This window comes from Nocardia sp. bgisy134 (assembly GCF_965341865.1).
Classification (GTDB): domain Bacteria; phylum Actinomycetota; class Actinomycetes; order Mycobacteriales; family Mycobacteriaceae; genus Nocardia.
This window is the reverse complement of the sequence record NZ_CBDQZP010000001.1, coordinates 169,256-194,831: the sequence shown is the minus strand read 5'-3', so window position 1 is coordinate 194,831 and position 25,576 is coordinate 169,256. Positions and strand designations below refer to the sequence as shown.

Annotated in this window: 9 protein-coding genes; 4 read left to right on the top strand and 5 right to left on the bottom strand. The window is 70.2% G+C overall.

Annotated features, from left to right (window positions below):
• Positions 1-5 precede the first annotated feature (5 nt).
• The 3 genes from ACRWNM_RS00820 to ACRWNM_RS00810 form a co-directional block, all read right to left on the bottom strand.
• Positions 6-1,304: a saccharopine dehydrogenase family protein gene (locus tag ACRWNM_RS00820; RefSeq protein WP_431962396.1), complete on the bottom strand. Its 1,299-nt coding sequence runs from the start codon at positions 1,302-1,304 to the stop codon at positions 6-8.
• A gap of 327 nt (positions 1,305-1,631) precedes the next feature.
• Positions 1,632-2,183: a TetR/AcrR family transcriptional regulator gene (locus ACRWNM_RS00815; protein WP_431962394.1), complete on the bottom strand. Its 552-nt coding sequence runs from the start codon at positions 2,181-2,183 to the stop codon at positions 1,632-1,634.
• 119 nt (positions 2,184-2,302) lie between these two features.
• Positions 2,303-3,550, bottom strand: a complete 1,248-nt coding sequence (locus tag ACRWNM_RS00810; RefSeq protein ID WP_431962392.1) for a PucR family transcriptional regulator — start codon at positions 3,548-3,550, stop codon at positions 2,303-2,305.
• A 128-nt stretch (positions 3,551-3,678) separates the two neighbouring features.
• On the opposite strand from ACRWNM_RS00810, the gene ACRWNM_RS00805 reads away from it, so the two are divergent.
• The 3 genes from ACRWNM_RS00805 (at position 3,679) to ACRWNM_RS00795 (ending at position 7,364) form a co-directional block, all read left to right on the top strand.
• Positions 3,679-5,202 carry a flavin-containing monooxygenase gene (locus ACRWNM_RS00805; RefSeq protein WP_431962390.1) on the top strand — a complete coding sequence of 508 codons (1,524 nt, stop codon included), beginning with the start codon at positions 3,679-3,681 and terminating at the stop codon, positions 5,200-5,202.
• A complete protein-coding gene (locus ACRWNM_RS00800) occupies positions 5,199-6,137 on the top strand; it encodes an alpha/beta hydrolase (RefSeq protein WP_431962388.1) in 939 nt (312 codons plus the stop codon). The genes ACRWNM_RS00805 and ACRWNM_RS00800 overlap by 4 nt, the downstream gene beginning before the upstream one ends.
• Positions 6,138-6,326: 189 nt before the next feature.
• Entirely contained in the window at positions 6,327-7,364 is a 1,038-nt protein-coding gene (locus ACRWNM_RS00795) for an amidohydrolase family protein (RefSeq protein WP_431962386.1), read from the top strand.
• Between the two features lie 23 nt (positions 7,365-7,387).
• Here the strand turns inward: ACRWNM_RS00795 and ACRWNM_RS00790 are convergent, their stop codons facing one another.
• On the bottom strand, positions 7,388-8,533 hold the full coding sequence (locus ACRWNM_RS00790; RefSeq protein ID WP_431962384.1) for a lipase family protein: 1,146 nt from the start codon (positions 8,531-8,533) through the stop codon (positions 7,388-7,390).
• 314 nt (positions 8,534-8,847) lie between these two features.
• Here ACRWNM_RS00790 and ACRWNM_RS00785 point away from each other — a divergent pair, with 314 nt between their 5' ends.
• Positions 8,848-9,096, top strand: coding sequence for a hypothetical protein (locus tag ACRWNM_RS00785; protein ID WP_431962382.1), 249 nt, complete (start codon positions 8,848-8,850; stop codon positions 9,094-9,096).
• A gap of 56 nt (positions 9,097-9,152) precedes the next feature.
• On the opposite strand, the gene ACRWNM_RS00780 is transcribed toward ACRWNM_RS00785, so the two are convergent.
• The gene (locus ACRWNM_RS00780; RefSeq protein WP_431962380.1) at positions 9,153-25,514 is read right to left on the bottom strand and encodes an amino acid adenylation domain-containing protein; all 16,362 of its coding nucleotides are present in this window, start codon (positions 25,512-25,514) and stop codon (positions 9,153-9,155) included.
• Between the last annotated feature and the right edge of the window lie 62 nt (positions 25,515-25,576).

The window sequence follows — 25,576 nt, the reverse complement described above, 5'->3', positions numbered from 1 at the left end:
CCGGGCTACAGCACGGCCTCGACGATCTCGGAGCGTGGAGTGCCGACACGCTCGAGGGCGTTGTAGAACGCCTTCGGGTCGGCCCAGTCCTCGGGGGCGAACGCGCCTGCGCGCGTGCCGTTCTCGTCGATCGCCAGCACCATGAACGCGGCGCAGGCAGTCCCGGTCAAGGCGCCCATGCTGCGCACGGCGTACGTTTCCGGGCCGCTGATCGGCGTGCGCCGGACAGCCACCGCGGGCATCCCGTTCCGGGTACCGGTGACGCGGGCCAGCAGGCCGCCTTCCCAACGATAGGTGCGCCGCACGGCCGATTTCAGGAGGAACTCGACCAACGTGCCCGCCCCGCTCTCCTTGCGGCGGACCTGGCCGAGCATCCCGCCCAGCGCGTAACGCAAGGCCTTGGCATTGGTGAAGTAGCGGTTCTTCAGGATGTCCAGGATGAAGTCGACCGCCTCGTCCGCGGTCAGCTTGCCTTCGTGCACGGCCAGGCCCAGACCGCGGGCAATGCCGTTGAACGGTGCGGGCGCGAGGCCGCCGATACAGCGGATGCGCTTGGCCTCCGGATAGCGGCGGGGCAGGGTGACGGGCTCTGGGTGCGCGGTCTCGTACAGCAGGACCTCGCCGATGCCGCCCATCTGCACGATGCCGGTCTCGACGTAGCTCTCGTGCGTGGCCGGGCCACCGTTCTCCCAGGTCAGGCACGGCCCGGCGGAGATGTGCATGAGGTGATGGAGCACCGCCCGGCCCACATCGGGCCGCTCGTCGCCGACGAGCCAGCCCACCTCGATGTTCTCGACGGTGTCGAGCTCGGCGGCGGCGTCGGCCACCAGCACGTTGCTCATCCCCGGCGAAGCGCCGCAGCCGACGTAGATCGGGATGCCCGCCGCCTTCGCCTTCTCGTGCAGCGACAGCGCGTGCTCGGTGCTCTCGACATCGTCGTCGAAATCGAGGTACGGCACCTTGGCCTCGAGGCACGCTTCGATCACCGGGCTGGAAGTCCGGATGTAAGGCCCGGCGCCCAGCACGACGAGCGCCGCGCCGTCGATCGCCGCGCGGAGGTCCTTCTGATCGAACAGATCCAGCCGCCGGATGGTGGCACGCCCGGCGGGCAGTCGCTTGGCCAGCGGCTCGAGAATCTCGGGCCGGATATCGGTGAGGACCAACTCCCCATCGCCGTCCGCCTTGGCGAAGCGCTCGATGGCCACCCGGCACATCTCGCCCGCGGCGCCGATGAAGACGACCCGCCGCGGCGCCGCGCCGCCACCCTGCTCCGCCGCCGCGCGTCGGCCCTTGCGCGCGGTCATGCGATCACCTGGGCAAGGCCGCGACCGGTCAGCGCATTGTCATAACAGTTGGCCATTGGCCCGCTCCGTTCTCTTTGGCATCGCCGTACAGAAGGCGATTGTCGAATTGCGATCGGCTCGACGGCCTGCGCGAGAGAATTCGATGTCGAATAGAGTTCGAGTTTAGGAAAAATGCGTGACGCTGTCAACAGTTGTCGGTTCAGGCCCGGACGACGGTGCAGGCCCGGACACTTCGCACTCATGAGCGCCGGGCGCTGATCCCCATCAATGCACGCGGCGAGCGGATCCTCGCGTCAGCCCTGCGACGCGTAGGGCCTCACGTCAGTCTTACGGCGCGTAGGTCTCGACGTAGGCGGTGACGAGTCGTCGCGCCTCGTCGATCGTCGCATCGTCCCCGGTCGGGGAACGCCGGAACGCCACGTCGAAGAGTCGGTCACCGGCCTCGAAGGCCAGCTCCAGGACGAACTGCGGGGTGTCGGCACGGATCAGGTTCCGCTCGATGAGCAAGCGCCAGAGCTGCGCCGCCTGCGACACGTCGAACGCGCGTGCCAGTTCGCTGAGTGTCGAGCTGCGTCCTGGGTACCAGAGCTCGACGAAACTCGGGTGCTCGCGAAAGTAGGCGAGCAGCACGTCGATGACCGCGTCGCAAGCCTCGCGCACAGTACGCGACTCGGCGCGGTCCAGTGTCGCGGCGAGGCGCTCGTCGAGCTCGCGCACATAGCGCTGCGCGAGCTCGGCGTCGACTTGATGCCGGTCGGCGAAGTAGTGATACACGGACGCGATCGGGATGCCCGCCCGCTCGCCGATCGCCTTGAGGGTGGCGGCCTCGTAGCCCTGTTCGACGAGCAGCGCCTCGGCCGCGTCCAGGATGGCCTGCACGCGCTCGACTCCGCGCCGCTGCACTGGAGCGGGGCGAGCGGATGCCCGCGACGTCGGCCGGTTATCGAACACGATTCGAAATCGTAACAGTCGCGCGAACGAGATCGCGTTCGCGCTGATCAAACCCGTGTCAGAACCCGGGGACCGATCTGATGGGCGAGTTCGAGAGCCAGTTCGACCGCCAGCCTGCGCTCGCCGGGCTGGTGGCCGAGCAGCTCGGTCGCGCGGGCGATGCGCTGCAACACCGTGTTGCGGTGCGTGTGCAGGCGAGCGGCGGCGCGAGGCCCGTTCTCGGCTTCGTCGAGGAAGACCCGGAGGGTCTCGCGCAAGCGCGCCGCGCCCGGTGTGTCCGCGGCGAGCGGGCCGAGTGTCGCCGCGACGAATTCGGCCGCGCGATCATTGTTCTGCGCGGCCAGCGCGGTGACCTCCAGGTCACGGTAGAGCGCGAGCCGAGCGCCGCCCGGGTGCCCCGCGAGCAGATTGTGGATGGCCAGAGCCGCGTCGTGCGAGCGGCGGAACCCGGTGATGCCAGGACGCGTGGGGCCGACGGCGACGCGAATGTTCGGTTGCACTCGGTCGAGCGCATCGCGCAGCGCGTCGACCACGGGATCGGAGTCGGTACCCAGCCAGGCCCAGAGCGCGGAAGCACCGGCGGACATCGTGAGCGGAGTCCGCGCCCCGGCGGAACGCGCCAGCCCGGTGGCGGCGGACTCCAGCGCACCCTGGATCTCACCGGGCGGCTGCGCCCACAGCACGAGCGCGGTGTGCAGACGGCCGAGCTCGTATCCCAGCCGCTCGCCCGCCCGCCTGCTGTCGATCGGCGCGCCGTCGAGGATCAGCCGGACGGTCTCGGTGCGCCGCGCGAGCGCACCGCCGAGCACCTCCTCGCGCTCGCGCTGCGCGGCGGCGATGACCCGGCCTATGACGCGGTCGACGTACTCGAACATGCGCTGCGACGAGATCTCCAGGAGCTGCACGAGCAGCGGGCCCGACGGGACGACGCGGGTGGCGTGCGCCATGTACCGCCGCCAGGCGATGTTCTGCCCGCGCCGGTAGGACTGGAAGATCACGTCGAGGTCGATGCCGCGCCGGGCGACGGTGCGGGCGACGTCGAGCGCCTCGGGTGGGACGTCGCTCGGCAACGGCCCGGCGTCGCGGCGGGCGAACGTGGTCAGCAGGCGTACGGCGTTGGCGCGATTGCTCGCCGACATGTCCGCGATGAGCGCCGCGTCGGCGCCCACCATCGGCGTCAGTTCGATTTCCGCGGCGTCCATCTCGGCGACCAGTTCGTCGACGTCGGCCAGCATCAACTCGGCCACGTCGCCCATGAGCTCGACGATCTCGGGCGGCAACGTCGGATCGCTCATGACCTTCAGTGTGCCACCGCACATATTTCGAAACAAAGCCTAGGCGAAGTGACATACCGAAGGGACGTCTCCGGACCTAGCGTGAACCGCATCACAACCCCGCCCTTCCCGCGGCCAGGAGAAGATCAGTGACGATCGCGACCATCAGCCATACCCAGACCGCCGATTTCGATGTGTTGATCATCGGCGCCGGAATTTCCGGTATCGGCGCTGCCTATCACTTGAAAACCCGCCGCCCCGGCACGTCGTTCGCCGTCCTGGAGGGCCGCGACTCGATCGGCGGCACCTGGAGCCTGTTCCAGTACCCCGGCATCCGATCGGACTCGGACATGCCCACCTACGGTTTCAGCTTCAAGCCGTGGACACATCGCAAGTCGATCGCCGACGGGCACCTCATCCTGGACTACCTGCGGGAGACCGTCGCCGAGAACGGGCTGACGGACCATATCCGTTTCGGCCACCGGGTGATCGGCGCAGAGTTCTCCTCGGCCACCGGGCTGTGGACCGTGACCGCACAGCACTCCGGCAGCGACGAGACGACGCGATTCACCGCACGATTCCTGCTCCTCGGCACCGGGATCTACGACCACCAGACGGGTTTCACGCCCGAGTTCACCGGTGTCGAGGACTTCGACGGCCGACTCGTCCACCCCCAGCATTGGCCGCAAGATCTGGACTACACCGGTAAGCGCGTGGTCGTGATCGGCAGCGGCGCGACGGCCGTGACGCTCATCCCGTCGATGGCAGGCAAGACGAGCCACATCACCATGCTGCAACGCTCGCCGAGCTATGTGTTCTCGCTTCCGGCCGAGGACGTCACCGCCGGCGCGCTGAACAAGGCGCTCGGCCACGAGCGCGCCTACCGGATCATCCGGCGCAAGAACATCATGATCTCCCGCGCGATCTACAAGGCGTGCCACCGCGCTCCGAGGTTGGCGCGCAAGCTGCTGATCGCCGCCGTGCGCAGGCAGCTGCCCGCCCATTTCGACGTCGACACGCACTTCACCCCGCGCTACAACCCGTGGGAGCAGCGCCTGTGCATGGTGCCCAATGGCGACCTGTTCAAGACGCTCTCGACCGGACGGGCTTCGGTGGTCACCGACCGGATCGCCCGGTTCACCAAGACGGGCATTCTGCTGGAGTCGGGCCAGGAATTGGCCGCCGATATCGTCGTGACGGCAACCGGTTTCTCCATGTCGCCCCTTGGCAAGATCCGGTTCGAGGTCGACGGACGGCAGGTGAATCTGCCGGACACGACCGTCTACAAGTCGATGATGCTCTCCGGGGTGCCCAACCTCGCATTCGTCGTCGGCTACACCAATATCTCCTGGACACTCAAGGTCGATCTGGTCTGCGAGCACTTCTGCCGCTTGCTCGATCACATGGACTCCCACGGCTACCGCACAGTCGAGCCGGTCCTGACCGACCCGCACATGGAGCGCGTACCGCTCGTGCACGACTTGAGCTCGGGCTATGTCCAGCGGGGAATCGCGCAGTTCCCGAAGGCCGGGACCAAAGGCTCGTGGACGGTCGAGATGGCCTACGAAGACGATGCCGAGCGGCTGCGTGAGGGTCCGGTCGAGGACAGCGCGCTGCGATTCACCGCCGCCGCGCCCGCTCTGTCGGCGTCCGCCCAGGAAGGAACGCGATGAAGAAGAACGAGATCTCCTTCACCAGCCACGGCGTCCGCTGTGCGGCCTGGCATCTCACCGCGGGCAGAGACACCGCGGGCGGTCGCCCCTGCGTGGTCATGGCACACGGCTTCGGCGGCACCCGCGACACCGGCCTGCTCGGCTATGCCGAGTCCTTCGCCGACGCCGGTTTCGACGTGCTCGTCTTCGACTACCGGGGCTTCGGCGACTCCGAAGGCACACCGCGCCAAGATGTTTCGGTCCGTCGGCAGCGCGAGGACTATCACGCGGCCATCGCGGCGGCCCGGCATCTGCCCGGCGTCGACCCGGACCGGATCGCGCTGTGGGGCACCTCGTACTCCGGCGGTCACGCCATCGCGGTCGCGGCGCAGGACCGGCGTATCGCCGCGATCGTCTCGCTGACACCGGCGACGGACGGACTCGCCACCTTGGCCCATCTCGTGCGTCAGGGAGGGGTCGGCCGACTCGCGCGGGCGGCCGGACACGGGCTGCTCGATGTCGCCCGTGTCCTCGTGAAGCTGTCACCGCATCACGTACCGATCGTCGGGCAGCCCGGGTCGGCGGCGATGATGAGCACCCCCGGCGCCGAGGAGGCCTGCCTCTCGATGGCCGGGCCGACCTGGCGCAACGAGGTGTGCGCGCGCACCGCGCTCGAGGTCGGGTTGAACCGGCCGACCACCTTCGCGCGCCGCGTGCCGTGCCCGATGCTGATGCAGGTCGGCACGAACGATCGTGTCGCGCCGCCGGACGCGGCCCGCCGGACCGCCGCGAAGGCCGGACAGCTGGCCCAACTGAGCGAGTACCCCGTCGACCACTTCGACGTCTACCAAGGTCCGTTCCAGCAGCGAGTCCTGGCCGACCAGCTCGATTTCCTCACGCGCGTCCTCGATCCGTCGTACACCGGAGCGCGGGTGCGGTACCGCGAAGTCATTTGATTCTTTCATCATGAATCTAGAGATTCGTCTTTATTGATGATATCGTCACAAAGAGAGGCGGTGTGACCTGGGACATGTCGGCCGACGGCACCCTCGGCAGTTCCGGCCGAGGGCCCGGCACCTGTAGCGTCGCGGAGTCGTGCAGGCACCACGTCGCCTCGCTCGTCGGCAGCGCAGGAAGGAATCGACGTGTCGAGCAACCGCATCGACGTGCATCAACACTTGATCCCGCCCGTCTACCTAGCGGCCTTGCGAGCGCACGGCATCGACGCGGCCGGCGGCCGTGAGCTGCCCGAATGGACGCCGGAGGCGGCGCTCGGGTTGATGTCGGAGGCGGGCATCGCGTCCGCCGTTCTCTCGGTGTCGACTCCCGGCACCGCGTTCCTCGCCGATACCGCCGAGGCCGCGGAACTCGCCCGCGCGGTCAACGACTACACCGCGAAACTCGCCGCCGATCACCCGGAGCGCTTCGGCTTCTTCGCCACGCTGCCGATGCCCGATGTGGCCGCGGCCGCCACCGAGGCCCGACGGGCCCTGGACGATCTGGCGGCCGACGGCGTCGTCCTCCTGGGCAATGCACGGGGAACCTACCTCGGCGCGGAAGGGCAGGACGAGCTGTTCCGCGTCCTCGACGACCGCTCGGCGGTGGTCCTCGTCCATCCCGCGGACCTGCCCGCCGAGACGGTGCCCGGCATCCCACCCTTCGCCGCGGACTTCCTGCTCGACACGACGCGCGCGGCGTATCTATTGGTGCGCAACGGAATCCGCCGCCGCTACCCCAACATTCGCTTCATCCTCGGCCATGCGGGCGGCTTCGTCCCGTTCGCCTCCCACCGCATGGCGTTGAGCATCGTCAACCAGACCGGCGCGAGTCCCGTGGACGTCCTCGACGACTTCGCGAGCTTCTATTTCGACACCGCGCTGTCCGCCAGCGCCGCCGCGCTGCCGAGCCTGCTCGCCTTCGCCGAGCCCGGGCACGTCCTGTACGGCAGCGATTGGCCGTTCGCCCCCGCACCCGCGGTGCACTACTTCAATGCCGGGCTCCACGAATACCCGCACCTCGACGAGACCGCCCGCCGCGGCATCGAGCGCACGAACGCGGCCGCGCTGTTTCCCCGGCTCGGTGGTGCGGCGCCGCTGCCGGAAGCGCCATTGCTCACCAGGGCGCGGCGGCACCTGAAGCAACGCGCGTTCCGCGCCGTCGCGCGGGCCGCGACCAAGCGCTGAGTCCTACCGGTGCGCGACCTCGGCTAGTCCACGGCAGCGGCGAGGAAGGCGCGCACGTCGGGGGCGGCGATCGGGATGATGCTGTCGTGACCGGCGTCGTAGCTGTGGAAGTCGACCTCAACGCCATTGATCAGCAGACCGGTGAGCAGGGTGAAGACGAGCGGATACGGCAGGGTCTCGTCGTGCGTTCCGTGCCCGAGGAACAGCGGGCCGTGGTAGCCCGCTACCGGCAGCCGCAGATAGTCCTGGAACGGTGCGGTCAGCTCACCGAGGGGTTGTGAGACGAGCTCGCTGATCGAGAGGTGCTCGGTCCGCTCGTCGAGCTCTGGGCTGCACAGGGTTTCGGCGAGCGCGACGGTGCGGCGCCCGAGTTCGGTGAGGTAACCGTCGACGTCCAGGTCGGGTCGCAGGTCGCGGAATCCGGCGATGGCCATCACGAACAGCGAAGTGGGAGCAGGGATCGGCGGCATCTGCGGGCCGATCAGGCCGACGACCGCGTCGATCTGGGGCGGCGCGCTGGTGGCGACTGTGCCGCGATAGTCGAGTTCTGGCGCATAGCTCTTCGCCCGCGGCGCCGTGTTCAATGCCGCGTGCGCGCCCTGCGAATGGCCTTGCGCCAGCCAGACTGGGCCGATCGCGGGATAGAGCTCGCGCGCCGCACGCACGATGTCGATCACGGCGTTCGCTTCACCGCCGCTGTCGAGGTAGTTCGGCAGCCCCTCGGTGCCGAGCCCGATGTAGTCGCTCGCGACCACCGCGAAGCCGTCGGCCAGCAGGCCGGCGAGGTAGGCCGACTCCGGTGCGGGCCGTCCCAAGACGGTGGGCGCGCACTGGTCGCCCAGGCCGTTGGAGCCGTGTCCCCAGGAGATCGTCGGCCAGCCACCGGGCGGAGGCGAACCCTCGGGGACGAAGACTGCCCCGGAGCTCAGCCGAGGCCGGTCGCGCGAATCAGCTGTCCAATAGGTGACTTTCGTCGACGCCGCCGATCCCGGGAGCCGCTGGGATTCGGGGAGCAGCTCGGTCGCGACGACCGAGCCGGGGGACGGCGGCGTATCGGCCGTCGCGATCGCCGGCAGGGCCGCGAGCGCCAACGCCGACGCGAGCATGACGGCGAATCGCCTCGTCGACGCGCGGAGGGTTGGTTCGCGTTGACCGAAAGTTCTTGGCATGACTGGCATTGTCGTGATCTCCGATCGCTCCGGCAGGTCGACTGCGGCGATGGATATATCAAATACGGACCCGCCCAGCGTTACTCGACGATGCATGCGTGTGCCGGTTCCCACAGCGATCGCACTCGACGACGCTGCAAGGACTTCTTCAGCGTTTGCCCGGCGCCGACCCCTGACGTGCTGGATCATGCTCTGCGACTACTGAGCCCGCGGGGCTGTCAGCGGACTGTCGGTGCGCTGTCAGCGGCGGCGGTCATTGTCTTTCTTGTCAGCCGGAAACAACGAGATCCGGCGCCAACACAAGGAGAAGAACGATGTCGCACAACACCCTCTCGGACCTGGTCGCCGCCCGCATGGAGACCGCCGGCGCGAAGGCCGATCAGCGGATGGCCTCGGCGGAGGCGGCGCAGGCGCGATCCGGTCTGCGGATCGAGGAGGCCCAGGGTTTCGTCCGGCCGACCAAGCAGGAGATCGCGCAGGTGCGGGCCGAGGCGCGGGCGCAGGGCAAGCAGCTGGCCGACGACCTCCGGGCGCGGGGCGCCGCGCTGAAGGCCGGACGATAGACCGTGGGCGGCGGGATCGGCGGACGGGTACGCACCCCGGCCGATCCCGCCGATCCTCACAGCCAGACGCGCAGCGCCTCCGCGATCCGTCGCAGCGCACCGTCGGTGGTCATACGCCAGTGCGTGGCGTCCACCGTGTGGTTGTGCACGGCGCCGGTGATCGCCCCGTGCCAGGTCGACGCGCCGTCGGATCCCGTCGAATCGTCCTGGGCGGCGGTGAAATACACGAGGTCACCCTCGAACGGTCGCGGGCGGTAGGCCGCGGCCACGGCCGCCGACGCACCGGCGGCGTCCACCACTCGTTCGATCCGCGCGGTCCCGAAGGAGGCGAACGGTTCGGGCATGGCGCTCAACCGCTCGGCCAGCCGCGGCAGATCCACCGTGTCGTCCAGGTCGAAATCCACAACTCCATCGCCGAGCAGTCCGCCGAGCAGTTCCGGCACCGGCACCGCGCCGGACAGGTCCGCGCCCATGCGCAGGTGGCTGTCCAGCATGCCGAGCAGCGCCACCCGTTCACCCTCGCCCTGGAGCCGCACGGCCATGGCGTGCGCCAGCACGCCGCCGAGCGACCAGCCCAGCAGGTGGTAGGGCCCTTCCGGCTGCACGGCGCGGATCTGCTCGACGTAGAGCCGTGCCCAGTCCTCGATCGAATCGGGAAGGGGGTCGGCGGAACTCAAGGCGGGTGACTGGAGTCCGTAGAGTGGCCGGTCCGCGTCCACGTGCGCGGCGAGTCCGGCGAACGACCAGGCGATGCCGCCGATCGGGTGGACGCAGAACAGCGGCTCGGCGGCGCCGGAGGTCCGCAGCGGTAGCAGCACATCGAAGGCCGCGCCCGCGCTGTCGGCGCCGCCCGCGCGCAGCTCGGCGGCGATGCCCGCCGGAGTGGGCGCGGTGAACACCCACATCACCGGGACCGTCGTGCCGACCGCCTCGCTCAGCCGCGCGGTCAGCGCGGTCGCGATCAGCGAGTTGCCGCCCAGCTCGAAGAAGTTGTCGTCCAGCCCGATCCGATCGCGGCGCAGCACGGCCGCGAACACCGCGCAGACGGTGGTCTCCAGCGCCGTCGACGGTGCGCGATAGGCGCGGGCGGCGAATTCCGGTTCCGGCAGCGCCGCGCGGTCGAGTTTGCCCACCGACGTCAACGGCACGTCGTCGAGGACGACGATCACCGTGGGCGCCATGTGCGCGGGCAAGATTCGCGCCGCCCATTCGGTCAGCCGATCCGGATCGATGGCCCGGCCAGGAGCCGCCACCACGTACGACACCAGAACCGTTGCCCCGGCGGAATTCTCCCGGCCGACGGTGACGGCGAAGTCCACGTCCGCGTGCTCGGCGAGCACCGCGTCGATCTCCCCCAGCTCGATGCGGAAGCCGCGGATCTTCACCTGGAAATCGGTGCGGCCTCGATACTCCAACTCCCCCATCGCATTCCACGCGACGAGGTCACCGGTGCGGTACATCCGCGCACCCGGCTCGAAGGGGTTCGCGACGAATCGCTCCGCCGTCAGATCCACCCGGCCGAAGTATCCGCGGGCCAGCTGCGCACCCGCCACATAGAGCTCGCCCGGCACACCGACCGGCACCGGCCGCAATCGCGAATCCAGCACGTACACCTGACTGTTCCAGACCGGAGCGCCGATCGGCACGTCCGCCTCGTCGGCCGGGCACACCGCGTGGCTGGTGATCGACACCGCCGCCTCGGTCGGACCGTACACATCGAACAACGCGGTTCCCGGCGCCGCCGCCGCGAACCGGCGCGCGAGTGCGGCGGGCAAGGTCTCGCCGATGGCCAGCACCCGGCGCAGCGAATCCGGCAACGGGCCGGTCAGCAGGGCGTCCAGCATCGACGGCACCGTGTGCAGCGTGGTGACGCCCTCGCGCGCCATGAGCCCGTTCAGGTGCGCCGGGTCCCGATGACCATCGGGTGCGGCGATCACCAACCGGCCGCCGCACGTCGCCGCCGACCAGAACTCCCACACGGACAGGTCGAAGGTCGCCGCCGTCTTCAACAGCACCGCGTCGTCGTCGGTCATCTTGAATTCGGCTGTCTTCCAGCGCAACTGGTTCACGATCGCACCGTGGGACACGGCGACGCCCTTCGGGCGCCCGGTGGAGCCGGATGTGAAGATCACATACGCCGTGTGCTCGGCGCGCAACGGCGCGATGCGGTCCGCGTCCGTGATCACCGAAGCGTCCACCCCGGACAGATCGACCCGATCCAGACGCACCACCGGCGCGACCGAGGTGGCGAAATCCGTGTCGGCATCGGTCAGTACGCAGATCGGGGCCGCCGTCTCCAGGATGTACTCCGAACGCCGCGCGGGCTGATCCGGATCCACCGGCACGTACGCGCCGCCCGCCTTGCTCACCGCGTACATCGCGACGACCAGATCCACCGAACGCCGGATGGCGAGCGCCACCCGCGATTCCGGACGGACGCCGAGCGAGATCAAATGCCGCGCAAGACGATTGACGCGCGCATCCAGTTCCGCATAGCTCGATCGCATACCGTCGGCGGTGACCAGCGCCACCGCGTCCGGAGCTGCGGCGACGGTGGCGTCGAGCAGGGACACCAGCGTGGCGCTCGTGTCCAGCGGATGGGCGGTGTCGTTCCAGGCCGTGAGAATCCGAGCGCGCTCGCGCGGCACCAGCAGCTCGAGCGCACCGACCGGCGCCGTCGCGTCCGCGACCACCGCGCCCAGCAGCCGGACGAACCGGTCCGCGAAACCACGCACCGTCGCCTCGTCGAACAGATCCGCGGCGTAGGTCAGGAAGCCGCCGATACCCGTGGGCGCGCCCTGCTCGTCATAGCCGTCCGCCACGATGACGTGCAGATCGAACTGCGACAGCCGCCGATCCGTTTCCCACGCGGCGACCGTCAAGCCCGGCAGTTCCATGCGGACCTCGGCCAGATTCTGGAACGACAGACCCACCTGGAACAGCGGATGCCGGGCGGTGGAACGCGCCGGATCGAGCACCTCGACCAGGCGCTCGAACGGCACGTCCGCGTGGGCGAAGGCCTGTAGATCGGCGTCGCGCTGACGCTCGAGCAATTCCGTGAAGCTCGCGTCCGGGTCCACCCGGGTGCGGAACACCAGCGTGTTGACGAACATGCCGATCAGATCGTCCAGCACCGCGTCACCGCGACCCGCCACCGGCGTGCCGATCGCGATGTCGTCGGTGCCCGACAGCCGGGCCAGCAGCACAGCCAACGCGGTGTGCACGACCATGAACAGCGTCGCGCCCCGCGCCCGCGCCAGCTCCGCGAGCGCCGCGTGGGTGGACGGCTCGATGCGCAGCGGCACGCGGCCGCCCGCGAAGGACTGCACCGCGGGCCGCGGCCGATCCCTCGGCAGTTCCAGCTGATCCGGCAGGTCGGCGAGCGCCTGCCGCCAGTAGGCGATCTGCTCGGCCGCCACCGACCCCGGCTCGTCCTCGCGACCGAGCAACGCGCGCTGCCACAGCGCGTAGTCCGCGTACTGCACCGCCAGCGGCGCCCACCGCGGTTCCTGCCCCAGCGCACGGGCCGCGTAGGCGGCCGCCAGATCACGGGTCAGCGGGCCGCCCGAGAAACCGTCGCCGGAGATGTGGTGGATCACCATGGCCAAGACGAACTCGCGGGTGCCTGCCTGGAGAAGGACGGCGTGTACGGGCACCTCGCGGGTGACGTCGAAGACCGTCGAAAGCACCTCCGCCGCAGCAGATTCGAGATCGGCGACCGGCCGTACCCGCAGCGGCGGCACATCGGGGTGGTCGGGTGGCAGGACGACCTGCACCGGTCCGCCCTCGAGCTGCGGATACACCGTGCGCAGGATCTCGTGTCGCGCGACGAGATCGGCGAACGCCCGCCGCAACGCGTCGACATCGAGGTCGCCGGTCAGGCGGATCGCGACCGGAATGTTGTAAGCGGCCGACGCCGTGTCGAACCTGTTGAGGAACCACATCCGCCGCTGGGCGGGCGACAGCGGAACACGTTCCGGCCGCTGGCCCGCCACCAGGGCGGGACGGCCTCCGGCGCCGGTCAGCTTCGCCACCTCGCGGGCGAAACCCGCGACGGTGGGTGCGGCGAACAGCAGCCGCACCGGAACCCTGGCGTCCACCGCCGCGCCGAGGCGCGCGGTCACCCTGGTGGCCAGCAGCGAGTTGCCGCCCAGCTCGAAGAAGTCGTCGTCCGCGCCGATCCGGTCGGCGCCGAGCACCTCGGCGAGCACCGAGGCGACCGTCCGCTCCAGTTCCGTGGCCGGTTCCCGGTAGGCGCGGGCCGCGAACTCCGGTTCCGGAAGGGCATTTCGGTCGAGTTTGCCGACCGCGGTCCGCGGAAACTCGTCGAGCACTACAACCGCCGCGGGCACCATGTGCGACGGAAGCGTCCGCGCGGCCCACCCCACCAGCCGGTCGGATTCGATGTCGCGACCGGTCACGTACGAGACCAGAACCGTTGCTCCGCTGGAATTCTCACGCCCCACGGTCACCGCGTACTCGACATCGGGATGACCGGCGAGCACCGCGTCGATCTCGCCGAGCTCGATGCGGAAGCCGCGGATCTTCACCTGGAAGTCGGTGCGGCCCAGGCATTCCAGCTCCCAGCCACTCGATTCGGCGGCGGGCACCCACCGGACCAGGTCGCCGGTCCGGTACATCCGGTGGCCGGGCAGCCACGGATGCGCGACGAAACGTTCCGCCGTCGCACCGACGCGTCCGTGATAGCCGCGCGCGAGCGCCGGACCCGCCAGATACAGCTCGCCCGCAACGCCCGCCGGTACCGGATGCAATCGCTCGTCGAGCACCATGGCACCCACGCCCGGGACCGGGCGGCCGATCGTGACGCGTTGTCCCGCGGCCAGAGTCGTGTAGGTAGCGCCGATCGTCGCCTCGGTCGGGCCGTAGCCGTTGATGAATCGGCGACCCGGCTGCCACCTGGCCACCAGTTCAGGGGTGGTGGCCTCGCCACCGGCGGACACCACGGCCAAGTCGTCCAGCCCGCGCGGGTCGACGGTGCCGAGCAGGGCGGGCGTGATGATCGTGTGCGTCACCCGCTCGGCGCGCAGCAGTTCGCGCAGTTCCGCGCCGCCGACGGTGTCCGGGGGCGCGATCACCAGCGTGGCCCCGCTGTGGAAGGCGCTGGACAGCTCCTCCACCGATTGGTCGAAACTCGGCGAACACACATGCAGCATCCGGTGTTCCGGCGCGAGCCGGAGCATGTCGACCGTGTAGCCGACCAGTCCGCCGAGCCCGGCGTGCGTGACGGCGACGCCCTTGGGCAGACCCGTCGATCCCGACGTGTAGATCACATACGCCGGATGCGACATGCGCAGCGGCGCGCGCCGGTCCGTGTCGTTCAGCGCCGCGGCCGAAGTCGCGGCGCAGCGAGTTAGTACCGCGGGATCGTCCAGCACCAGCCAGTCCACGGTGCCGGACAGGCCGGCGGCTTCGTCCGCGACGGTGATGCCCATCGCCGCACCGGAATCGGCGACCATGTAGCGCACCCGTTCCACCGGATAGGTCGGATCGACCGGCAGGTACGCGCCACCGGCCTTGGCGACGGCCCACACCGCGACGACCATCCCGTAGGAGCGCCGCATCGCCAACGCGACAACGGTTTCCGGCGCGACGCCGCGCTCGATCAGGACGCGCGCCAGCCGCGAGGACGACTCGTCGAGTTCGCCGTAGGTGTAGGACCGCCCCGCGTCGCGCACGGCGATCCGGTTACGACCGAAGCGGACGCCACGGACCAGCAGTTCCGGCAGCGTGCCGACCGCGGCCGGACAGCCGCCACCCATCCGGGTCAACCGCTCGTACTCGTCCGCGGCCAGCAGCGGCAGATCACCGACCGGCAAGTAGGGCCGGTCCGCGAGTGCGGTCAGCACTCGAACGAACCGCTGCGCGAACGCATCCGCGTCGAAGTCGCCGAAACGATCACGGGCATAGCACATCTCGCCACGGACTCCGAAGGCGTCGTCCGTCAGCGAGAGGGCGAGATCCCCCACCGCTTCCGCGGGTCCGTGGAACGACAGCGCCGCCTGGAACAGCGGATGCCGAGCCGACGACCGCCGCACGCCGAGCAAATCGACCAGGTCGTCGAACGGAATGCCCGAGTGCGCGAAGCCCTCCAGCTCGACCCGGTGCGCGTCCGGCAGGAGGTCGACGAAACGCGCGCGCCGATCCACCTTGGTGCGCAACACCAGTTCGGCGCACCGGCCGTCCCGCACGGGCGATCCGATCGCGATGTCGTCGACGCCGGACAGCCGTGCCAGCAGCGCCGCCAATGCCGTGCGCACGACCGCCGACCAGGTCACCCCTTCCGCGTCCGCGAGCAGGCGCAGACCACGCTGCGTCTCGTCGGATAGCCAGAAGTCCACTCGCCCACGATCATTCGAATGCGTTGTGGTCGGCCCGGCTGCGGGCAACTCCAGTTCGGGCAAGCCCGCCAATGCGGTGCGCCAGTACCGGGATCGGGTGATGGCGTCGTCCGATTCGACGTCGAGCAGCAGCGCGGTCTCGGCGGCGCGGCGGTCGGGTGCGTCGACCAGATCGCCGAGCACGCGACGCAGCCGGTCGGCGACGGCCTGCGCCGTCGTGTCGGCGACGACGTCGCGCCGGTACTTCAGCTGCACCAGCGTGCGGCTGCCGAGGAAGACCAGCACGGTGATCGGATAGTGGGTGTAGTCGGCCCCGCTCAGTCCGTCCACCCGCATTCCGTCGAGTGCGCCGCTCGCCTGCCGCAGGCCCTCCACGTCGACCGGGTACGACTCGAAGACCAGCATCGTGTCGAACAGCTCGCCCTGCCCCGCGACGCGCTGAATGGCGCCGAGCCCGAGGTGGTGGTGATCCAGCAGCGAAACCTGCTCGGCCTGCACGCCGTCGATCAGGGAACGGGTCGTCGTGCCCTGATCGAACCGGACGCGCACCGGGATCGCGTCCACGAACAGGCCGATCATCTCGCCGATGCCGTCGAGTTCCGCGGGCCTGCCGGAGATGGTCGCGCCGAACACGACATCGTCGCGTCCGGTGCCCGCCGCGACGACCAGACCCCACGCGACCTGCATCACCGTATTGGCGGTGACCTCGGTCGCGGCCGCGTACGCGGTCAGTTCGGCGGTCTGCGCGGCGGACAGCTCGAATTCGCAGAGGCCGAATCCGTCGCCCGAGGCCGCGGGCCAGGTCAGCTCGGGAGCGAGCATGGTCGCCGTGGCACCCGAGAGCACCTCCGACCAGGCCCGCTCCGCGGCCGCGCGATCCTGCTGCGACAGCCACCGCAGGTAGTCGCGGTAGGGGCGGACCGGCGGCAGCGGCGACGCGTCGCCGCCGGTCGCGTACAGAACGAGCAGCTCCTTCATCAGCAGCGGCATCGACCAGCCGTCGAGCAGAATGTGGTGGCCGGTCAGCACCAGGTGGCCGCGCCCGGAATCGGTGCGGTACAGCGTGAATCGCAGCAGCGGCGCCACCGCCGGATCGAATTCGGTGCGCTGTTCGGCCGCCAGCAGGCCGGGCAGATCCGAATCGGCGACGCCGTCGACGATCCGCCACGGCATCTCGATGCCGTCGATCACCAGCTGCACCGGCGTCCCGTCGGCCGTGGCGACGAAGGCGGAGCGCAGGTTCGCGTGCCGGTCCAGGATGGTCTGGGCCGCCCTGCGCAGCCGGTTCGTATCCAGCTCCCCGGTCAGCTCGGCCGCCAACTGGATGATGTAGGCGTCGACCGTCCCGGCGAGCAGCTCGATGAGCACCAGCAGCGAGGACTGCAACGGCGAGAGCGGCAGCACGTCCGACAGGCCGGGATACGTCCGGCGCCAGCCGTCCAGTTCGGCCTGGGAGACCCGCGTCAGCGGCACATCCGAGGGCGTGAGACCGCCCGCGGCCGGGTGCCGCACGTGCCCGGCGACCGCGGCCAGCGCGGCCGTCCAGTCGTCGGCGAGTTCCCGCACCGCCGCCTCGTCGAGGATTCCGCTCGGGTAGCGGAAGCTCGCCTCCATCCGCGGGCCGGTCGCGGTGTCGGCGACGATCGCGTTGATATCGATCACCGCCCCGGCGGGCAGTGCGGGATCGTATTCGATCTCGATCTCGCCGAGATCGGCTGTCGGCAGCCAGCTTCCGTCGATCTGGTCGACTGCGCCGCCCGCCGAGGCGCGGCCGAGATAGTTGAAGCTGATCTGTCCGATGTCGCCGGTGAGGCGTCCGGCGGTGCCCGGATCGAGATGGCGCAGCATGCCGAAGCCGATGCCCTTGTCCGGCACCGCGAGCAGTTGTTCCTTGACCGTCTTCAGTACGGTGGCGAGTACCGCGCCGTCGGCGAGCGCCTGCTCGGTGTCGATGCCGGACAGATCGATGGCGACGGGGTAGATGCTGGTGAACCAGCCGAGGGTGCGCGTGAGATCGGCTCCGGGAACGGCGGTTTCCTCGCGTCCGTGGCCTTCGAGCCGGATTCGGGTCGTCGGTGCGTCGACACCCCGCCGCGCACGCCAGGCGCGCACGGACAGCGCCAGCGCGGCGAGCAGTCCGTCGTTGACGCCGCCGCGATACAGCGCGGGAATCGTGGTCAGCATGGCCTCGGTGACCTCGACCGGCACCTGCACGGTGATCGATCGCATGGTCGGCTCGGTGTCGATCGCGCAGTCGACGGTGCGCGCGCCGAGCAGCGGATCCGGCGTGGCCAGCACCCGCTGCCAGTAACCGGCTTCGGCGGCCCGGCCCGCGGCCGCGTCGGCCAAGCCGTGCGCCCAGCGCCGGAACGACGTGCCGACCGCGGGCAGCGCGATCGGCTGCCCCGCCGCACGCTGCGCCCAGGCCAGCGCCAGATCGGGAATGAGGATGCGCCAGGACACCCCGTCGATCACGTAGTGGTGTGCCGCGACGGCCAGCACGTCGCGCGCGCCCGTCCTGCGCACCCACACGAAGGCGATCATCTCGGCGGCGGCCGGATCCAGCGCGGCCAGCGCCGAAGCCATTGCCGCACTACCTGTTCGGGTCAACTCGGAGTCGGCCACGGCAGTCGCGTCGATCTCGATGACCAATGCGTCGGCGTCGACCGCGTCGCGCGTCAGCGTTTCGAACCGCCACCGGCCGTCGTCCTGCCACACCCGGGAACGCAGCACCTCGTGCCGGTCGAGTACCGCAGCGATCGTCGCGACGAGTCCGGCACGGTCGATGCCATCGGGCAGTGCGAGCACGACGGTCTGGGCGAAGCGATCGCAGGAACCGTTGGCGAGGAATTCGGCGAGCACCGGTGTCAGCGGCACCTCCCCGACACCGCCGCCGGGCAACTCCGCCAGCACCGTCGGCGCCGCGTCCGCGCCGGCCGTCGCGACGCGCGCCAGTCCCGCCACGGTCTTGTGTTCGAACACGTCGCGCGCCGTGAAGACGATTCCGGCTCCCTTCGCCCGCGACACCAGCTGGATCGACATGATGCTGTCGCCGCCGACCGCGAAGAACGAGTCGTTCGCCCCGACCGACTGCACACCGAGCACCTGCGCGAACAGCTCGGCGAGGCGCGATTCGAGGGGGCCGAGCGGCGCACGAGTCGGCGCGGTCTCGAAGACCGGCTCCGGCAACGCCTTTCGATCCAGTTTGCCGTTGGTGGTCAGCGGGAGTTCGTCGAGGACGACGATCGCCGAAGGCACCATGTGCGGCGGCAGAATCCTCGCCGCGTGCTCGGTGACCAGCGCCGGATCCACCGTGCGGCCCGGCGCGGCGAGCACGTACGACACCAGCGCCGTCGATCCCGACGCCATCGTCCGTCCGATCGTGACCGCGAAGTCGACGTCGTCGTGTCCGGCGACCACCGCGTCGATCTCGCCGAGCTCGATGCGGAAGCCGCGCACCTTGACCTGCGTATCGGCGCGGCCCACGTAGTCGAGATCCCAAGGCGCCGAGTGCGATCCCGCGGCGGTGCAGGTGGATGCCGGACGCAGGCGCACCACGTCGCCGGTGCGGTACATCCGCGCGCCGGGTCCGCCCCACGGGTTGGGGAGGAAACGCTCGGCGGTCAAGCCGGCCCGATTGCGGTAGCCGCGGGCCAGGGCGCCGCCCGCGAGATACAGCTCGCCCGCCACACCCGGCGGCACCGGGTTCAGCCGCGCGTCCAAGACCAGCGCGGACAGGCCGTGTACCGTCGTGCCGATCGTAATGGGCTGTCCGGCCGACAATTCCGCGAACGTCGAGACGATGGTCGCCTCGGTCGGGCCGTAGGCGTTGAGATAGCGCCGGCCCGGCTGCCACTTCGCCAGTAGCTCCGGGGTCGTCACGTCGCCGCCGACGGCCACCACCGCCAGCGCGTCCAGCCCGGCCGGGTCGACGGTGCCGAGGACCGCCGGGGTGATGATCGTGTGCGTGACCGCCTCGTCGCGCAAAAGGTCGCCGAGCTCGGCCCCGCCGACCACACCGGGCGGCACGACGACCAACGTCGCGCCCACGGAGAACGCGCACAGCCACTCGAGCACCGAAGGGTCGAAGCACGGCGAGCAGACCTGCAGGAACCGGTGATGCGGCTCCAGCCGATAGCGTTTCACCGTTTCGTCCAGCATGCCGCCCAGACCTGCGTGGGTCACGGTGACGCCCTTGGGCACACCCGTCGAACCGGACGTGTAGATGACGTACGCCGGGTGTCGCATGCGCAGCGGCGCAAGGCGATCCGCGTCCGTCACCGGGTCGTGCGACTGAGCGGCGCATTCCCGCTCGGTAGCCGGGTCGTCGAGCACCAGCCAGTCCACGCCGCCGGGCAGCCGATCCGCGTACTCGGCGCTGGTGATGCCGAGCACCGCGCCGGAGTCGGACACCATGTGCCGTACCCGTTCCGCGGGATACCCCGGATCGATCGGCACGTGCGCGCCACCGGCTTTGGCGATGGCCAGCACCGCGGCCGCCAGGTCGGCCGAGCGAGGCAGGGCGACGGCGACCGATCGCTCGGGGCCCACGCCGCGGCGGATCAGCAAGCGTGCCAATCGCGAAGTGCGCTCGTCGAGTTCGCCGTAGCCGATCGAACGGTTCCGGTCGCGCACCGCGATGCGATCGCGACCCAGCGCGACGCCGCTGGTCAACAGGTCGGGCAAGAGGCCGGTGGCCATGACGTCGTCGGCGGCGACTCGGGTCAGCAGCGCCTGCTCGTGCGCGTCGAGCAGCGGAAGGTCGCCGACGGGAACCTCCGGTCGGCGCACGGCGGCCGCGAGCAGCCGGAGGAGGCGCTCGGCGAACACCTGAACGGTGCGCTCGTCGAACAGCGCCCGCGAGAAGGTGAAGTCGGCCGCGACACCTGCCGCGTGCTCCCGAATGTGCAGGGAAAGGTCGTATTTCGAGTGAGGGTCACCGGAACCGGAGGGCTCGGCCGCATGGGGAGCCCGATCTCCGGCCGAGAACATCGTCCGCACCAGCGGGTGGTCCGAATCCAGCAGCGCCGCCAGGCCGTCGAAAGGCAAATCGGTTCGCGCGAAGGCTTGTAGCGCAACGTCTTTCGTGTGCGCCAGCAGATGGTCGAAGGGGAGGTCACCCGGCACCCGGGTGCGCAACACCAGGGTGTTGCCCGATCCGTCGGCGACCGGTGTGCCGATCGCTATGTCGTCGGCGCCGGATAGTCGGGCCAGCAGGACCGCGAAAGCCGCGTGGACGACGGTGAACACGGTCGTGTCGGCCGTCCGCGCGACCTGGTGTAGTCGCGGGTGCAGGTCGGCATCGATCGAGAAGCCGATCCGGCCGTCCGCAGCGGTGGGCGCCGCGGGCCTCGGGCGATCGGTGGGCAGGTTCAGCTCGTCCGGCAGGTCCGCGAGCGCGTCGCGCCAGTACCTCGTCTGCGCGATCAGATCGTTGCCATCGTCCAGCAGCGCGAGCGTTTCCGTCGCCGTGCGTTCCGGCGTCGTGACGAATTCGCCGATCAGCGTCCGCAATCGGTCCGTGAGGGCCCGTGCGGCCGGGGCGGTGATCGTGTCGCGGCGGTGCTGGACTTGCAGCCGCAGCTCGGCGCCCATGTCGACCTGGACGGCCACCGGGTAGTGGGTGAAGTTGACGGCTTGCAGGTCGACGATCTCGAGGCCGTCGATCGTCCCGTAGGCCTGCCGCAGGCCGTCGGCGTCGACGGGGTACGACTCGTAGGCCAGGAGCGAATCGAACAGCTCGCCCGCACCGGCGGCACGCTGGATGTCGGCCAGCCCGACGTGATGACCGTCGAGCAGCGAAACCTGTTCGGCCTGAAGCCGAGTCAGCAGCTGCCGTAGCGAGGTGTCCGCGTCGAACCGGACCCGGACCGGGACGGTGTTGGCGAACAGGCCGACCATGGCGTCGACGCCGTCGAGCTGTGGCGGCCGCCCGGACACCACCGCGCCGAAGACCACGTCGTCGCGTCCGGCACAGGCCGCGAGCACCAGGCCCCACGCCGCCTGCACCACCGTGTTCACGGTGACCTCCGCCGCCGCGGCGAACGCCGTCAGGGCCGCGGTCTCGTCCCGCGACAGGTCGGCGGCGCACACGCCGTAGCCCTCGGCGGGGTGGACGGGCGGTGCGACGGAGGCGGCCAGCCTGGTCGGCGTCAGGCCGTCCAGCGCTCGGCCCCACGTGCGCAGGGCGGCGTCCCGGTCGTAGTGCGAGAGCCACGCGAGATAGTCGCGATACGGCCGGACCACCGGCAGCGGCGACGAAACACCGTCCGCGGCATAGGAAATCAGCAGATCCTTCATCAGCAACGGCATCGACCAGCCGTCGAGCAGAATGTGATGCACGGTCAGCACCAGGTGCGTGCGCCCGAAATCGCCGCGGTACACCGTGAATCGCACGAGCGGCGCCCGCGCCGGATCGAATCCGAGGCGCTGCTCGGCGGCGAAGAACGCCGCCGGATCGGTGTCCGGCGTGTCGACGACCCGCCACGGCACCTCCAGTTCCTCGCAGACGAACTGGACCGGGGCGCCCGCGGCCGAGGACCCGAACGCGGATCGCAGGATGGGGTGCCGATCCAGCACCGCCTGCGCCGCCCGCCGGAGGCGCTCCAGATCGATGTCGCCGGACAGTTCCACCGCCAGCTGGAGCAGATAGGGGTCCGCGGTCGGCGATATCTGGGTGAGGAACAGCAATCCGAGCTGTAGCGGCGAGAGCGGCAGCACGTCGACCAGCCCGGGGCGCTCCCGCCGCCAGGTGTCGAGCTCCGCTTGTTCGACCCGCACCAGCGGGACGTCGGCCGGGGTCAGACCGCCCGCGGACGAATCGCGCACGTGCCCGGCCAGGACGGTGAGTGCGGCCACCCAGTGCTCGGCCAGCTCCCGGACGGCGTCCGCGTCGAGGATCTCGGACGCATAGGCGAAGGACGCGGTCAGCTGCGCGCCCGCGTCGGTGTCGGTGACGAGCGCGTTGATGTCGACCACCGCGGCGGCGGGCATGGCCGCGTCCTGCGCGGCGTCCGGAGCGCCCCAGTCGTCGGTCGGCAGCCAGCTCCGATCGGTCAGCGCCTCCGGCAGGTCGCCCGCGGAGATCCGGCCGAGATAGTTGAAGCCGATCTGGCCGAGCGCACCGTCGAGTTCGGGCGCGGTGTCCAGGTTCAGGTACCGCAGCATGCCGAAACCGATGCCCTTGTCCGGCACCGCTAGCAGTTGCTCCTTCACCGCCTTGACCAGCGCCGCCGTCGCCTCACCGCCGCGCCAAGCGGCCTCGGCGTCGATACCGGACAGATCGAGCGCCACCGGGTACATGGTGGTGAACCAGCCGACGGTGCGGGTCAGATCGGCGCCCGCGACGGTGGCCTCCTCGCGGCCGTGCCCCTCGAGCCGCACCCTTGTCGCCGCGGCGTCGACGCCCCTGTTCGCCCGCCAGACGCGCGTTGCAAGCGCCAGCGCGGCGAGCAGACCGTCGTTGGTCCCGGCCCGGTACACCGTCGGCAGCTCGGTCAGGACCGCGCGCGTGACGTCGGCGGGCACGGCAATCGTGAAGCGCCGCACCGTGTCCGAAGTGTCGACGGCCGGATTCAGCGCCCGCGCGCCGAGCGGCGGGTCGGCGACGGCCAGAGTTCGCCGCCAGTAGGGCAATTCGTCGGCGCGGTCGGCGGCCGCCTCGACCAGGCCGTGCGCCCACCGCCGGAACGACGTGCCAACGGCGGGCAGGGTGATCCGGTGCCCGCCGGTGTGCTGCGCGCACGCGGCCACCAGGTCCGCGATCAGGATTCGCCACGACACACCGTCGATCACGTAGTGGTGCGCGGCGATGATCAGCGCGTCACGGCCGTCCGGGCGGGACAGCCAGGTGCAGGCGATCATCCGGGCCGCCGCGGGTTCCAACATGTCGATGGCGGAATCCATTGCGGTGCTGGCGGTTTCGCATAGCTCTTCGAGGCCGAGACCCGCGGGGACGTCGACGCGGGTGATCAGCGCGTCCACGTCCATCGCGCCCACGGGGAGAGTGCGCAGCCGCCAGTGCCCGTCGACGGACCGGACCTGGGCGCGCAGGATGTCGTGGTGGTCCAGCACCGCGGCGAGCGTGGCCACCAGGCCCGCACGATCGATGTGCTCGGGCAGCGCGAGCACCATGTGCTGGGTGAAGCGCCCGAACGACTGGCCGTCTGCCAGATAGGCGGCCAGCACCGGCGTCAGCGGAATCTCTCCGACCCCGCCGCCCGGCAATTCGGCGAGCGCGGGAGCGGACTCGGCGCCGAGCACCGCGACGCGCGCCAGCCCGGCGACCGTGCGGTGTTCGAACACATCCTGCGGGGTGAAGGAGATTCCCGCCGCCCTGGCCCGCGACACCAGCTGAATGGACAGAATGCTGTCGCCGCCCGCGGCGAAGAACGAATCCTCCGCCCCGACCCGCCGCACACCGAGCACCTGGGCGAACAGTTCGGCGATGCGGGATTCCACCTCACCCCGCGGTGCACGCGACACCGCCTCGAACACCGGCTCGGGCAAGGACTGCCGATCGAGTTTTCCGTTGGGAGTCAAGGGGATCGCGTCGAGCGTCACGAACGCGGACGGCACCATGTGGCCAGGCAGCGCGGCCCCCGCGAAGCGGGACAGTTCGCCGAAGTCCAGCGAAACGCCTTCCCTGGCAAGCACATACGAAACCAGCACGGTGGCGCCCGAGGGTGCGACCTTGCCGAGCGTCGCGGCGTAGTCGACATCGGGGTGGGCGGTGAGCGCGGCGTCGATCTCACCGAGTTCGATGCGGAAGCCGCGGATCTTCACCTGGAAGTCAGTGCGGCCCAGGTATTCGAAGTCGCCGTCCGCGGTGCGGCGCACCAGGTCACCGGTGCGATACATGCGCGCGCCTGGTTCCCCGCCGAACGGACCGGCCACGAATCGCTCCGCCGTGAGCGCCGCCCGCCCCAGGTAGCCCTGCGCCAGCGCGGGACCGGACAGGTACAGCTCGCCGGTCACGTCGGGTGGCACCGGACGCAACCGCGCGTCGAGCACCATCGCGCCGACGCCGGGCAGGGCGGCGCCAATGGTGATCGGACGGCCCGGCTCCAGCGCGATGCTTCCGGTCGCGAGGATGGTGGCCTCGGTGGGGCCGTAGCCGTTGTAGAACGACCGGCCGGGGACCGCCCACCGCTCGACGAGCGCGGGACCGAACGCGTCACCGGCGACGACCACCACCTGCAACGCGTCGAGCCCGGCCGGATCGACCGACTCCAGCGCGGCGGGCGTGATCAGCAGGTGGGTGACGCGCTCGCGGCGGAGCAGGTCGGCGAGCTCGGCGCCGCCGAACACCGTCGGCGGCGACACCACGAGCGTGGCGCCCGAGCCGAAGGCGAGCAGCAGTTCGAGCACCGAGACGTCGAAGTTCGGCGAGCACACGTGCAGGACCCGCGCACCGGCGTCCACCGCGTAGCGCTCCCGGACGGCGGTGACGAGGCTCGCGAGACCGGCGTGCGTCACGACGACGCCCTTCGGGCGACCGGTCGAGCCGGAGGTGTAGATGACGTAGGCCGGATGCAATTGGCTCAGCGCGCGCACCCGGTCGACGTAGGAGATCGGGTGTGCGGGCCGTGCCGCGATCTGCTCCGCGTGCTGCGGATCGTCGAGCTCGAACCATTCGACGCCGTCACCGAGCCGCGGGCGATGCGTGGAGTCGGTGAGGCCGAGCACGGCGCGGGAGTCGGCGACGAGATAGGCGATCCGCTCCGGAGGCAGGGCGGGGTCGACCGGCACGTAGGCCGCCCCGGTCTTGGCGATGGCCCAGACGGCCAGCACCGACTCGATCGAACGGGTGAAGCCGACGGCGACGACATCGCCGGGACCCACGCCGCGGTCGATCAGTTCACGCGCCAGCCGCGACGAAGCCTGGTCCAGCCCGGTGTAGCTGAGTTCGCGCCGGGCGCCCGGTGCACCGGTGGGGTCATAGGAGATTGCTATCGAATCGGGCGCGGACTCGACCGTGGCCGTCAGCAGCTGAACGAAGAGCGGATTACTCGACCTGCGACGAATTCGACCCCGAACAGCACGACGAACTCCATCCATCCGAGTACAACATCCTTCTCACATCCAGCCGACGGGTTTCGTCGAGACCCACGAACCCGGCC

What these genes read in the sequence shown, in the direction of transcription:
- ACRWNM_RS00820 (WP_431962396.1), bottom strand. Translation starts at nt 1,304, where the DNA reads ATGACCGCGCGCAAGGGCCGACGCGCGGCGGCGGAGCAGGGTGGCGGC.
- ACRWNM_RS00810 (WP_431962392.1), bottom strand. Translation starts at nt 3,550, where the DNA reads ATGAGCGATCCGACGTTGCCGCCCGAGATCGTCGAGCTCATGGGCGAC.
- ACRWNM_RS00800 (WP_431962388.1), top strand. Translation starts at nt 5,199, where the DNA reads ATGAAGAAGAACGAGATCTCCTTCACCAGCCACGGCGTCCGCTGTGCG.
- ACRWNM_RS00790 (WP_431962384.1), bottom strand. Translation starts at nt 8,533, where the DNA reads ATGCCAAGAACTTTCGGTCAACGCGAACCAACCCTCCGCGCGTCGACG.
- ACRWNM_RS00785 (WP_431962382.1), top strand. Translation starts at nt 8,848, where the DNA reads ATGTCGCACAACACCCTCTCGGACCTGGTCGCCGCCCGCATGGAGACC.
- ACRWNM_RS00780 (WP_431962380.1), bottom strand. Translation starts at nt 25,514, where the DNA reads ATGGATGGAGTTCGTCGTGCTGTTCGGGGTCGAATTCGTCGCAGGTCG.